This is a genomic window from Patescibacteria group bacterium, from assembly GCA_041661625.1.
Classification (GTDB): domain Bacteria; phylum Patescibacteriota; class Patescibacteriia; order JAHIZJ01; family JAHIZJ01; genus JBAZUB01.
Genome location: JBAZUB010000006.1, coordinates 1 through 15,370, shown reverse-complemented (window position 1 = coordinate 15,370; position 15,370 = coordinate 1). Strand labels below are relative to the sequence as shown.

Annotated in this window: 3 protein-coding genes; all 3 read left to right on the top strand. The window is 49.4% G+C overall.

Features of this window, described 5'->3' with window-relative positions:
• The coding region (locus tag WC734_06235; GenBank protein MFA6198714.1) for a hypothetical protein at nt 1–184 on the top strand (184 nt) is incomplete at its 5' end.
• 284 nt (nt 185–468) lie between these two features.
• Nucleotides 469–14,382: a FlgD immunoglobulin-like domain containing protein gene (locus WC734_06230; protein MFA6198713.1), complete on the top strand. Its 13,914-nt coding sequence runs from the start codon at nt 469–471 to the stop codon at nt 14,380–14,382.
• Nucleotides 14,379–15,290: a hypothetical protein gene (locus WC734_06225; GenBank protein MFA6198712.1), complete on the top strand. Its 912-nt coding sequence runs from the start codon at nt 14,379–14,381 to the stop codon at nt 15,288–15,290. The genes WC734_06230 and WC734_06225 overlap by 4 nt, the downstream gene beginning before the upstream one ends.
• The last annotated feature ends 80 nt before the right edge of the window (nt 15,291–15,370 follow it).

The window sequence follows — 15,370 nt, the reverse complement described above, 5'->3', positions numbered from 1 at the left end:
GCGCGAGAGGATTTTATTGCTTGGTTTAGTGATAAAAAGAAAAATATTAATAATCCGACAGGCAGGCCGCCAACAGAAGCAGAAATCCCGCATAAATATATTTTGGTGTCTCATAGTCTTGGGGGTCTCGCGAGTCGTACTTATCTATCATCGGATTATTACCAAGGGGATGTGGAGGAGCTGATTACGCTTTGTTCTCAACATTTAGGGAGTAATGGGGCCCTTTCGCTTAAAAAACTTATTGAGTTTTATCAAAATGGAGAGGTGTATGTTGCTTATGCTGAGTTGATGGGAGCTGGATACTTGGCATTCCAAAACAATCGAAAAGACATCGGGTTTTATTGTGTGTATTCAGCGTTGTTGACTACTGTTGGCCGTACTATAGTAGATAATTTGGGGACAAGAAAATACTTAGGCTGGTGGCCTGATCAACCAGGGGTTCAGGATGTAACTATTAATGGAGAATTCATGAATAATTTGAATTCAAGGCCATTTGTAAAAGGGGGCGAGCATATTAAGGTACGGTTTATTAGTGCGGATGGTGTCCCGACTCCGTCCGGCGATTTACCAATAAACCGAACGGCCTTTGGTTTTTCAACAGTGCAAACAATGTTTTCAGATAAATATTTCAATGGCTTGCCTGCTGGTTCAAAAATAATGGCGTTATATTTAAGTGAGCTTCTCGGCGCAGTAGTCAATGAAAATGGGGATATTTATGCCCCAAGAAGTAGTCAGCAAGGGGAAGGGTTATCGATATTGAGCGCAGCAAATGTGGATTTTAGATCCCCGCAGAACTGTAGTTTTGGCGATGATTTGAATGGAATTGTTGAAGATTCATTTATAGCGATGGGCTTGGCAAGCTCTTTGGCCTGCATATATGCTCCACCAACAATTCATCCGATGATTAATTGGGGATGTGCTTTAGTATTTGCAGGCGGGTCGGTTTATATGTTTCTTGATAGAAAAGATGATTTACTGTCAGCCCATGGTTTAGTAGTTAAAGAAGCATATCAACAACATTTAATTGATAATGCCCTCGACGATTATGTTGCCGTTGGCGGTGGATTTAAGACGTCAACAATTAAGTCGGGTTTGTCGGCCAGTGTTGTTAGTAGCTCAACCGCTGGCTATACTGCTCCGGAACAGGCTTTCGATTTTTTTACCGACTTGGACCTCGAAGGAAAACCAACTGGAGTATATCAGTCGGTAACGATTGAGGCATTTACTGATGGCGATCCAAAGAGGGGTTTTTATTTTCCGATCGCAATTGATGGGCAAGCCCGCTGGGTTTCGGCGGTAACGGTGAAAAAAGCGCCATCGGCGATCAAAGGGGTGGCAAAAACATTTTTACCAAAGAAGATGAAATACTTCGAATACTCCGAGAATTTTGCCGCTTGGAAGCCGATTGCCAATGTCGATGAGTGGGGAAACTTTACGGTCAAAGACTTAAAGCTGGCAGAAGGACAAAATATTATTGCTTTCAAAGCTGAAACTTGGACGGGATTAAAAACAAATCAGCAACTCAAGATTGTCCTTAACACCATTCCAATGCAACCAAGTCAATTTAAGCCTCTTCCTGAATTTTACGTTTCTACTGTTAACCCCGAGATCTCGGTTGAGTTTAACAAGTCGGAATATAGCGGGAGTTTTGAGGCGGAATCTATTAATATCAAAAAGACTTTATTGGATGGGGCAGATGTGCCATTTGAAGTAGAGAGGACGATGGAAACTTATCATCCTAAGACAAAAGTGAGCCTTAAACCGTCCCAGCCGTTAAGTGATGGGGAACATCAGGTGATGGTAGTGGCCGAGAGTAACGTTGGTGTGGCGCAAGCCGCCTGGTCGTTTTACGTTGACACAAGGGCTCCCAGTGTTGCGATTGAGCCTCTCCCATCATATTCTCCCAGAGCCCCGGCAACGATTCGCTATACCGCCTCCGACGAAGTCTCGCCCAATCTCCGCTCCGTCCGCTGTGACCTCTACGACAAGAACGATAACCTGGTAACCACCATTGCCACCGCCGATTCTCTCTCCAAAGGCGAAAACTATTTTACCTGGGATGGGAAATACGGCCCTCTCCACGACAGTGGAGAGGGGGGACCACGAGCGAGCGAAGCGAGTCGAGTGGTGGGTGACGGCGCCTACAAAGTTAAGGTTAAAGTTTTCGACCTGGCGGGGAATTCTGCCGTTGCCGAAACCCCGTTGATTGTTGACGCCACGCCGCCAAAGGTTGGGTTAGTCGCTTTGACCCCAAACCCGATGACCTCAAATATCAACGAATTAAAACTGAACGCCGAAGTTAGCGAAAAAGCGATGGTCATAATTAAGCTCAATAATCTATCGAATAAGAAGACGACAGCGTATTTAACCCAGGCTTCTACCCCTCTCCCTCTGGGAGAGGGGACAGGGGTGAGGGTTGGCGCTTCTTATTCCTGGCCTTACAACAATTCTTTCGCTCCTGGGCCTGAAGATGGGATTTATCGGGTCGAAGTGATCGCTCGTGACGAGGCTGGGAACGAAAGCGCCCCCCGTACCCTTGAAGCGGTCCGGATCGATCGTACTCCGCCAACCATTTTTGGGCAGATCGCCAATCCCTATGTTTTGACTAACATAGGCGCCAATGCCTATAAAACGACACTGGCGTATAGCTTGAGGGAGAATGGATTGGGAGATAAAGGGGAGGGGGTAGGGGTTAAAGTTAAGATATTTAATACCAGTACTGGCCTGCTGGCCGATGCCTATGAAGAGGCTCCGGCATCGTTAACAGAAGAAAATAAGATCGTTTGGCATTCTGCTTCTGATCTGACGAAAGGAGCTTATAAATTCCAAATTACCGCGACCGATGATGTTGGCAATACCTCGACCGCGTATTCTTCCTGTGTCAAAGACGGGATCGCTCCGGTCATCTCTTTCCCGGTAGAGGATGGAGCCGAAATCTCCGGACTGGTCGCCATCCGCGGCACCGCCATGGATCCCGATTGGTCAAACGATAAACCGTTCAAGCAGTACCGGGTCTATTTATCCAGGAGCGATAAGTCAAAAATGGAAGCCGCGACGATCTTGTCGCAGGCTTCCGAACTTGTTCCCTCCGCCATCGAAGTTCCCTTGATCAATAGAGGCGGCGGCGCCTCAAACATCTCTTTCCGACCTTTGCAGAATGATGCCACTCTGGCTTATCTCAATACCAATGGGTTGGAAAATGGTGACTATACCATCCTGGTTGTAGTTGATGAAGAAAACGGAGACTCTCTGTCGGTTACCAGATTAATAAAGGTTAATAATGGTTCATTTGGTACGTCAGCGCTGACTTCCCCGTATATTAAGCTCAAGCCGTTGGCTTCTACTGTAGACTTTAAAGCCGACGATTCGGTGAAACTTCCGATCGGCTTTATAAATAGCGTTAAACCCGCCAATGTTTATGTGGAGATTATTAGAAGCCAGGACGAAAAGCCTGTTTATTTTAAATATTTCCCCAATATCCTTGGCGCCCCCTTTATCGGAAAACCTGATTATAAGGCGGGGACCGATCTTGGTTATTTTATCTGGAGCGACGAATCTGGCTACCATATTCGCTGGTCGGCCGATGGTTCAAGCCATAAATTTAGCGGTAATTTGATTGCGATGGGAGGGACCGTTAACATAACTGGCGGCAACTCTTCTGTTTCCAGTGTTGGGAGCATGATCAGTTGGAATAAGATCCTTTCCGGTGGTGAAGGGGGCTTCGATTTCACCGCTGACGGCGGCCAGCTGATGATCACCCCCAAGCTTGATGAAGATCCCAGTTCCCCTTCAATCTACGCCGATAATGTTTACCTTGGGATAACCAGGCAAACCCAGCCATACCTGCCGTTGGTAATCGATGTCACCGGCCAGCGATTGGTTAACCTTACTGAAATGGGGAAGACCTTTCCCTCGACGGCAGTCCAACCTCCTTCCGGGATCGATTGGGATGGTCGCTTGGATACAGGGGCGTATGTCGATAACGGGAGCTACATTGTTAGAGTAATTGCCGAAGGGGTAGATGGACAGGGTCTCGCGTCAGACGAAGCGGTAATTAATGTGACTACGCCGTTTGAATTGAAGGTTAAAGAAGCGACCAATAAAGAGTTTAGTTCTCTTTCCGTTCCCGATCGGGTTTCTGTCTTCTATAACGTTTCCAAAGACGCCCTTATAACCGCGCAGGTTCAAAAAGAGAACGGCGATTTTGTTGCCAGCCTGGCTGTCGGTAAAGAGGTCCTAGGGACGCTTCCGACTAACCCCCTTTCTCTGGTTTGGACCGGGAATTATCCCGCTAGCGACTCGACCCAGGTTGTGACCGGCGGCACTTATAAACTTATTCTGACCGCGGCCGCGAAAGACGGGTCCGGGAGCCGCACCGAAACGATTAGCGGGATTAAAGTTGTCTCTTTTGCCAGAAATGAAGCCTTGGTTAAACTCGAACCGATCGGTGATGAGACCGATTATAACGATGGCCTTGGCTTGAAAAAGATTCGTTTAGCAGACGGAGAATCGCCGTTCTATTTTGAAGCCAAAGGCTATGGCAATTACCATCCGGTAAAAGAGCTGACCTACACGCTGACCGCTCTTGGGAAGCAAAAACTGACCGCTTATCCATATGTGCCGTTCGCCGGACTTATGCATCGAGGATTTAATGAGGTTGATACAAAAATAAAAGTTAAATTCAAAATTCATGCTTGGAATCATTATCTGGGGGCTGAAGACAATTGGGCATTAGGCAAGTTTTGGAACCCTATGAAGTGGCGCCGGGAAACCCATGAATTGATTGAGGAAAAATGGATTGCCGTTGATAATCTTCCCGGTGGAGCTGGAGTAGGGACCGTTTTTAAAGTAGGGGATCAGGTAAAAAATTATACATTCAATTTTGACAGTTATAATTGGTGGCCCCAAAATGAAAACGATCATTATTACAATAAAGATAAATTTGGTTGTGGGATCGATGCTGTGGATGTCCAGGTTGAAGTCTACACAAAAAATTCAGGCTTTGTCCTAGATAAAAGCGTCGATTGGATTTTAGTGAGCCAAGAAAAGCCAACTATCAAGGGCATCTTTAGCACGGCCTATAGCGGAAGCAATGGAGAATCTCATTATGGAACATTAGTATCTGGCGGAAATCGATATGATAAAACATACGGCACTTATCAGGTAAATTTAACCATTAAACTTGAGGCTCCTATTGCCTACTCCCGCCTGACCAACCGTTTTGTCCCTTGGTTTGGGTTTGTCAGGGCGAATGAAGCGAAACAAAAAGATTTTTCGGAGTATTTAACCGACATCAATCGTGGTTTAGGTTTCCCAGGAAAGTTGTTTTTTGACGACCCACTCGCCAAGCCGGATGTACCTTATAAACCGATAAGCGAAATTGAGACCGAGCTAGCCGGTTTATCCTGGAGCGAACGAAGTAAAAAGTTAAAGTTAATGAGTGAGCAGGCCAATCTGTTAGGGTATAAAGATTCCTTAGCTTCTTCGGCCGGGTACGATAGCTACCTCTCTGACGAATATTACGAATTTGTCCCAATCACTTATCCCCAGCAGGCGGACGGCAGTCGGGCCGGCCTTGATTATTCCAGCGGTTCAACTGTTGTCAGGGCGCACTCCGATCTTGCCTATCATGGTGACGGCAATCCCCAATCGCCCTTTGAATTCAGTTGGCCGTGGCGGGAGAGCGAATATACCACTTTTACGGCTAGTCAGACCGCTCAACAAAAAAGGCTGGACAAGGAACTTGGTGGCGAGCCCCAGAATTATACCGGCCCGACTATCACGGGGACATGGTGGAAACTCGATGAAACCCAGGTCAACCAACGACGGTTGAGCTTGAACAATAGTATTGTTGCTGTCGGTCAAATTCATTATAATAAAAATTCAAGGCGTGGGGAGTGGAGCTCGCTTCAAAACCCAGTCACTAGCCGCAATGTCGATCAAATCCTGGTTTTGCCCAGCTATGTTTACGATAAATTGTTCCAGGTTGCAAGCAATACTCCGGGGATCAAGCTTTCGCTCTCTTCTTCGGCCCCCGGCGCGGTAGTTCAGGCCGAAGACCAAGATATCAATGGTTTTCCGTGGACGACAGGAGATGACGGCAATTTGGCTGCTACCCGCGGTTTTATAAAGAGCCCTGCGCTGACCTTTAATCCCGATGCTTTCCGGTCCAGGCGGTCGATCAAACTCTCTTCCGCTTACCAGGTTGTAGACGATTACCAATCGGTCGGAGCGGCAAGATTCACTTTCCTGAAAAAACACCCCTGGGAACCGGACAATGAGGATAGCCCGGTCGATAATCCCAATCTTGAGATCGACCGCTGGGAAGTCGTTGTTAAAGACAAAAGCGGGGCGGTCAATAAAGATGTTGCTCTCGAAAATGTTACGACTGGTGCTGGGCGCTTGAACGATGCCCTTTCTCTTAAGCTGAAAATTGACGCTTCAGAAGCTCGTTATGTCGAAATTAAAGGTTTTGCTCCCGGCCCATACGAAATCCTTTATTACGACGGCAAGAGCTGGCAGTCGATCACCCAATCGTTTGATGAAACTCCGACCGGCGGGCGCCTCGCCTGGTGGAACGTCTCCCGCTTGAACGGCGAATACACGGTTATGCTCCGCTCCGGCAGTTACATTTCAACCCAAAATGTTTCGATCGGGACGCTGATCAAAAAAGATGATGGGGGAGACGCCTGGAGCACCTACAAGCGAGCCCAGTTGAAATTCCCGCCCCATGCTTTTGGCGGCCGCGATCAGCTGGCGACGGTCACTCCAGTGACCATGAAAGAGATCAAGATCCGTAATAAGCCGATCATCCTGACCTCCGGGCCGATTGTTGAGATCAAGCCCTCTCCCTGGAAATTTACGGTTAGCTCTTTGGAAGGGGTCGACTTGCGGCCGACCCTCCGTTTTGTTTACACCTTTGACGAATTGAAAGAACTGGGGGCCTGGAGCGGCGAAGGAGAGCCTAAAAACCTTCTCTGGAACATTCATCAAGTGACCGAAGCGGGAGACCTGCAGATCGTTTCCGATAACCAACAAACGATCGAAGAAAATAACGGCGAAAAGCATTACGTTTTCTACGCCGCGCTTGACCATTTTTCGACCTACACTCTTTTGCCGGGTAAATTCAAGCTTTCCGCGCCGATCGTTCTGGCCGACCGTTATATTACCAATAAAAACAGCGTCACTATTTATGGTACGGCGGAACCGGGTTCGATCCTGAATCTGATTGTTCGGCCTTCTCCCGTTGAAGCGGGAGAAGGGGGGCCACGAGCGAGCGAAGCGAGTCGAGTGGTGGATGAGGGGATAACGGCTGACGAAAAAGGCAATTTCCGGATTGAAAATGTTCCCCTGCTGCAGGAAGGAGCCAACTACATTTATCTGACCGCTCACCCTCTTGGAAATTCAGAGATCTTAACTTGCGGCGACGTTATGGTAACAAAAGACACAGTCCCGCCAACGGTTGGCATTGCTCCAAATCTCTACGCCTTTTCGCCTAACGGCGACGGCAAATATGACAGTGTCGATTACCTTTTGACGATGAATGAAAAAGGGAAGATATACTTAGGCGTTAAGAGCGATTCGAACGACCTGATCAATATTGACGCGCCGCTTTTGGCTGGAAAAGAGCTCAAGGTCAACTGGTCAAAAGAGGGTTATGAACTCTATCGCCGGGATAGCGCGACTGGTCTTTGGATCCTTTATTCCCAGCTCCCGAATCCTTCTAACCTAATAGACGGAGAATATTCTGTGGCTACCTACGCGATCGATGAAGCGGGGAATATTTCTGAAAATATCATTGTTAAGACCATAATTGATCTGACCCCGCCAAAGGTTTTGGGCCTAAATGCCGATCCCAATCCGTTCACTCCCAACGACGATGGGGTCAAGGATACGGCTAGTTTCTGGTATAAATTCAGCGAGCCGGTCGCAGTCAAGTTGGGGATTTACCGCGAAGATGGCGGTCTCTTTAAGAATACTGAAGGGGAAACGGAGAAGTTTACTTATCCAACAACAGATAGGAACCGCGACGTTCAGTCGCAGGTTCCGTCGGTTGGGCAGTGGTCCTGGGATGGCCGGGGGAATCGGAATGAACTGCTGGGCGGCGCCTATACCTATTACGTTTATGCTGAAGATCGAGTCGGCAACGCGGTTTCATCGGAGGTCAAAACGGTAGTGGTCGATCGCGAACCGACCCTTATCCCCTACGCTTTCGCCGAGCCCGATCCCTTCGCGCCGGTCAATTCAAATAATAACTTTACCGACATAAAATACTATTTGGGTCGGGACAATCTCAAGATAAAAGTGCTGATTATCGGTCGAGAAGGCAAAGCCTTAAAGACATTGGTTAACGATGAGGTTCAGGCAAAAGGCGAGCACAGCGCCCGCTGGTGCGGCGATTTCGATTCTGGTTATGAAGGACCGACGGCGGCGGCCAACAAATACCGGGTTGCCGATAGCTCGTATCAATTCAAAGTCGTGGCCGAGGACATCAACGAGCTCGGGTCGAATACCGCCGAGGCGTCAAATACTGTCCTGGTCGACAATGTCCCGCCAGCTATCACGATCAAAGGGCTGGCGGTCGATTATAAGAACAATCTCGTCTCGCTGATCTATTCGATCCCCGAAATATCAGCGGTGGAAGTTTCGGTCTATGACAAGAACGGCGCGCTTTTGGCCGCGCTGGTTACGGGCGCGCAAAACGACGGCGATCATCAAATTAATTATTTGATCAGCGGCGAGGGGGAAAGATATATCGGGATCACGGCGCGTGATCGTGCCAAGAACAGCGCCGACGTCAAAACCGAGATTTTCTCGACCCGGCCCGATACGCTTCGCCTGACAAACTGTCAGGCAATCCCGGCGACTTTTACCCCCAATGGCGACGGCTTGATAGATATCACCAGGATTTCATATAGTTTGGCCGGCGGTGTGCCGGATTGCCAGGTCAGCCTCGACATCCTGAATTCGACCGGTTCAACCGTCAAATCGCTGGTTGTCAGCGAGCCCCAGGGGAGCGGCGCTTACTCGTTTTATTGGGACGGTAAAAACGATGCCGGCCAGTTGGCGCCCGACGGCTATTACGATTACGTTGTTCGCGCGCAGGACAAGCTGGGCGCGCAGGTTGAAGGGCGGGGCAGACTGCTGATGATCGCGGCCCGACCGACGGTCGGCCTCTCGGCCAATGTCCCTGCCATTTCGCCCAATAACAGCGAGGCCAACAGCAAAGTAGTTTTGAATTACACGGTCAACTATTCGACTTTCTACATAACCGGAGAAGCGCTGGTCAAACTAGAGGTATTGAATTCTTCCGCTGGAGCGGTCTGGAGCAAGATATTTAATAAGACGGCGGGCAGTTATCTCTATGATTATGACGGGCTTACAACTTCCGGCTTACCGCTTACAGCCGGGCAGTATTACGTGCGGGCCAGCGCCGAAGACGCGCTGGGCGGAACTGCCGTGCCGCAGACAATCCCGCTGGGGGTTGATTACTCGAGTCCCGCGCCAAGCAATTTTACGATTGTCCCGGCTTATGCCAGGTCGGGAGCTAGTGTTAGGCTCTGTCTTGCCTTTGACGAGCAGTTAGCGGAGTCGCCAACGATTGGTTTGACTTTAGTTGATGGAACGGTCAAAACCTTGAGTGTTGCTTCAGCCGAGAGCGGCAGTTACGAGTGCGGCTATGTCATTGGGAGTGATGATCTCGAGGGGACGGTTGAAGTCTCGGTCTCCGCGCGCGATCTGGCGATGAACCCCATTGTCAGGACATCCAGTTTTGTGATCGACAAGACGAATCCGTTGGTCAGCGATCTTTCTGTCTCGCCAAATCCAGCCAGCGCCCCTTTGGTCAACGGGCAGGTGAGCGTCAAGTTTAATGTCAGCGAGCCGTTAAAAGAAGCGCCGAAGGTTTACGTGACGCAAAACGGCGCCCCCCCCCAGTTACAAGTGACTAGTGGCCAGTGGCAAATAGCTGGCCAATGTGAAGCGAAATTTAGCGCTCTTGCCGGCTACGATGGCCCGGCGTTAATAACGATCGAAGCGACCGATCTGGCCGGCAACCAATCAACCATTCAATCAATTAACAATTTAACTATTGATACTGTTGCGCCTATCTTTAGCAGCATCCGGAGCGAGATCGGCGGCAATCCGGAATTCACCAAGTTTGCCAGGGAAGGATCGGAAGTTGCGATCAGCTTCGATGTCGCTGAAACGCTCAAGTTCAACCCCGAGGTAAAAGTGAACGAGGTAGTCGCGACGTTTAGTCGTAGGTTGCCGGCCCCGACCGGCGAAACTTATGAATACAAATATACTATTTCAAACACAGATGCCAACGGCAACGCGACGATTTCAATTTCCGGTTTGGATTTTGCCCTGAACGAGGGAACAGCGGAAACTTCTTCATCTTCAGAGAGCTTCGTGATCGATCTAATCAACCCAACGGTGGCGATTGCTTTGCCGAACACACCCGGCGAATATATTTCCAACCCCAGTAATTTCTCAACCAATGCCAACCCTGACGGCAGTGACCGCCCGCGTTCGACGACTTTCTATTACAGCTTGCCCGAGTCTTCTAAAGTTACGGTTAAAGTCTATAAGGTTCCCGACGGTCAAACGACTACTAAAGCAGATTTTAACGATAACAATTTGATCAAGACCCTTGTTGCCGATCTCTGGCAAAGCGGCAGTCAGACCGTCTTATGGGAAGGAAAAAACCAAAGCGGCGACTGGGCCGTTCCGGGTAAGTATGCTTTTATCGTTGAAGGCCGGGACAGAGCCGGCAATCTTACTTTAAAGAAATGGGGTGGCACAGTCTGGATCCAGAATAATGTCCTCTCCCTTCGGGCGCCGGAACAGCTTGAGCTGGCGAGTGGGGTGACCAACAATCCCGACCCGCCGGCGATTTCGCCGAACGGCAACAGCCTCGAATTGACCCAAAAACGGGCTCGTTTCTATTTCATGATTGATCTCTCGCTAGTCCCGGCAGCGGTTGAGGCGGCGGAGCGGATCGAGGCGATGGGGGTGACCGTTAATACCGAGCCGGTCGGTAAATATTCAGTGAAGGTCTATAGCGATAGCGCCATGTCTAACTTGATTCGGACCATTACCCCTGACGCTGTTGCCCAATCGAGGACACTCTCTTGGGAGGATTGGGACGGAAAAGCTGACGGCGGCGCCTACGCGTCAAACGGTAATTACTGGTTGGCGGTTGAGCTTCAGGACTATGCGGGGAACAAACAACCACTGCTGGTCGGCCAGGTCACAATTGATAACACTTTGCCCGAGATTAAGAATGTTTTGGCTGCTCCATATTACTTTGCTCCGGGCGGGACAAATTCGAGCTTTAAAACTACCACTTGCAGTTACGAGGTTGCGGATAATTCCGGCAAAGTTAAAGTTGTGATCGGCGCTTATAGCGGGAGTGCGCTGGTAAAAACTTTAACAGCCGATGCCTGGCAGGTAAACGGCAACTACTTCATCGATTGGGATGGCGCCGGCGCGACCGGTTATGTCGGTAGCGCCAACGGGAGCGGTTTTAGTGATGGAGAATACACCTTGAAGATTCTGGCCTATGATGAGGCCGGCAATAGTTGTCTCCAGTCGGCAAATGTCAAAGTTGATACTTTACCTCCCGATGGAGGGGTCGTTATTGGCAGCGGGAATCCACAATTTACCAATTCGCCGACCGTTGAACTGTTTGCTTCTGCCAGTGATCCAACTTCCGGGGTCACTAAAATGAGCTTTAGTAACGACGGCGCCAGCTGGTCATCCTGGGAAGATTATTCGGCGTTGGGCAAGGCTTGGCTCCTTCCCGCTGTGGATGGGACCAGGACGGCCCGGGTAAGATTGATGGATAATGCCGGAAATTATTCAACTGCAGTTTTTGCCGACCAAATTGTTTTGGATACGGCCGCGCCGGTTATTAAGTCGGTAGTCCAGCCTCAACCGGTTACTATCAATAGTCCTGCAACCAGTTTGCTCGGGGTTATGGCCGATTTCAACGGGGGAGTCGATACAATTTCCGGCCTAAACAATTGGCAGATAAAGATCGTAAATTCCGGCGGCAGTGTAGTCAAAACCTTTGGCGCGACGGTTACTCCCGCGCAAACAGGGGACCTGGTTATTAATCAGGAGTGGGAGCCAACCGGGGATGGTTATTATTACTATTATTTCACCGCGACCGACGCGGCCGGCAATGCTTTTGATTCCAGAAAAGCCGGGTCCGGGGCGTATAAACCTTTCGGCGGCAATGACGCGTATTATCGGATAGTGGTTGATAAAACGGCGCCGACTTTGAACATCTCGTCACCGACCGCGAATCAGTGGGTTAAAGGCTCGATTAACATAGTTGGGAGTGCGGCCGATGCCAATTCTGGCCCTTATAAAGTCGATTACGCCCCGATGGGCTCCAACACCTGGACGACGATTGCCACTGATTCCTGCCCGGTAAGCGGGACGATAATTGCCTGGAATACCCTTGGGGTGGATGGGGATTACGATATAAGGCTGTCGGCGACCGATCAATTCAGCAATTACGCGGAAACGAAGATAACGATCAAAATAGACAATACTCCGCCGGTTATTAATTTAAGCCAGACCTCGCTAATTACTTTTAATCCTTATGTCGATGGTAGCGCCCGGGTTGATTTTACCGCGAGCGATTCAGCCCCAAGCAGTGGTTTTGCGATTGGTAATGTTTCATCGGTGGTTAAATATGGTGGAACGGTTGTCAAGAATTTAACGGTTACTAGTAACGGGAGTGGTGGCTACTATGTTAGCTGGGATGGAACAAATAACAGCGGTGACTACGAAAATGAAGGGAGCTATTCGATTGAGATCGGGGCGGTTGATGCTGTTGGGAATAATGCGATAACGGTCAGCCGAGCGGTTAGCCTGCAGGACGATGTATACATCGGACAAGGAGACTCCCCATATATTACTTTTAATGGAGTGTTGTATTTGTCTTGGCTTAGAGGGGTTGATGATAGTCAACAGGTGATTGCCAATGCTTATGTGTCTGACTCGGACCATGGGAGTGATCCTTTCGGGCCTTATGGTGATATGTATTATGTTGACAAAGAATATTTTACTCTTGATTTTCCTCAAGTTGTAGAAACTCATAACGCCGCATTTGACGAATGGGCGCCATCGGAATCCCATGCTATTAAAAGGGCTAGCGACGATGTGGTTATGTGGTCAATGACGCAAACGGGAAATGATGAAACAGGTAGTGCCGCTTATTACACCGCGACACTCCCAGCAGGCCAATATTATGCTTATGTTTATATAAACGATGAAGGTTCAAACAATACTTATGCGTTTACAAAAGCTTATTATTATGATCGCAGATATAACCAATATATACGAACCAGTGATAATTATGGAACAACTTGGAGCATAGAGTCGGGACCAGAGAAAGTTGACGGTATGCAGACAAGTACATCTGTTACTGTAAATGGAATACTTCATGAGGTTTATGCTAATAACGGTATTTATTATCGTAGGAACAATGGAACGGCAATAAAAATCTCTAGTTTTGGTGCCAGCCCGTGTATTTTCGTTGATTCGTCGGGCAATAGTTATGTTGCCTGGCATCTGCAGATAGGTTTGAATAGTCAGGTCTACTTTCAAAAAGTCCCTATTAATTTCGCTCGCGCCAAAGGAACGGCTCAAGGGGCCGCTGTTAAAATTACTCCGCAAACTAAAGTGATTTCTCAAACCACGACCCTCGAATCTCCCGCTCTCCTCGCGCCCGCCAAGGATCGTCAGGATGTTCAAAACATCCGGCCCGCTTTTGAATGGGAGCACCATAAGGGGGATACGACCGAGTATCGGGTTGAGGTGGCGAAAAACGATAGCTTTACGATCGACCACCAGACCTTTAGTAAAGCAGCCGGAACGGGGACGCAAGATAAGGCCGATAGCAATCTCTACTACTTTAACTACGCCATTCATGAGTTCGACCCTGGCTTGGAACGGAACACCGACTACTTCTGGAAAGTGACGGCGCTGTCGCCGACCAATGCGGCGACCTCGGAGAGCTGGGGCTTCCGGATCCAACCGGAGCTGACCCTGGCCGGGGTGACCAACTATCCGAACCCGTTCAATCCGAACCGGGAAGAGACCAAACTCCGCTACCGGCTCTCGGCTGACGCCGATGAAGTCAGGATCAGAATTTATGACATAACCGGATCTTTAGTGACCGAGCTTGACGGGACGACCAATGGCGAGGGAATGAGCGTCTGGCAGAAATATAACGATGTTTCCTGGGACGGGCGGAATGGACGAGGGGACATGGTCGTTAATGGAATCTATCCGTTCGAGATCACGGCGCGAATGGGTGATAAGACCGTGAGCGGCCGTGGAAAAATCGCGGTGCTCAAATGAGAATATATATATCTTTCTTGCTTACCGCTTACTGCTTAACGCTTTCTCCTGCATTTGCTCTCGGCCAATCCGGTACCGACCTTGCCGTGCTTAATGCCGGTGTGGGGGCTCGTCCTCTCGCCATGGGTGGCGCTTTCACCGCGATCGCGGACAATGCCGACGCCCCCTATTGGAATGCCGCCGGCTTAGGTTTTATTAGTAGCCAGGAGATAACCAGCAGTCAAACCAGGCTCTCGACCGACGCCGATCATTATTATCTAAGTTATGTAACCCCGGCACTGGGGGGAACGATCGGCCTTTCCTGGATCCAGGTTGGGTTGGGGAATATTGCCCAGACCTCGAGAGAGGTCGATATCCACAACGAAGTTCAGAACATCAGCCTGTTTAGCTACTTTTCCAGTGCCTATCTTTTTTCCTATGGGAAGAAACTGAATGACCATATTGCCTTTGGGCTAACGGCCAAATATCTAAGCTCCGAGATGTTTGGGATCAGCGGCGGGAGCGGTTGGGGCTACTCTTTAACTCCCGGCATAATGCTTCGCTTGGCCAAGTACCCAGTGACTGTTGGTTTTAAGATCGATGAACTGGTCAATACCCAGCAGTGGGGGACCGGGACGGTGGAGCATGTTCCTCCCAAGGCGCGGCTGGGGTTAAGTTGGCTTCCGTGGAAGGCGGGCCGGGTGGCGGTTGATGTCAGCCAAACTATTAAATCGGGCTACTCTCCGGAGGTCGCGACCGGTTTTGAATGGTTGCAGGGGTGTACCTCCTATCGGGCGGGATATAACGGTGGCCTGACCGCTGGCGTTGGCTTTACTGTTGGTCATGCTAAGCTCGATTACGCGTTCGTTCAAGACGTAAATTTTTCCTCGAACAATGTTCATCGAGTCTCCCTTTCCGGGATGTGGTAGCATGGTCATTGGCAGAGAGCTCTTCCACTATCCTGAACTCGATTCAACCAACGAAGAAGCCCGCCGGCTGATAAAAAAGG

Coding starts and splice junctions, on each gene's coding strand:
- WC734_06230 (MFA6198713.1), top strand. CDS start 469: ATGAATAATTTGAATTCAAGGCCATTTGTAAAAGGGGGCGAGCATATT.
- WC734_06225 (MFA6198712.1), top strand. CDS start 14,379: ATGAGAATATATATATCTTTCTTGCTTACCGCTTACTGCTTAACGCTT.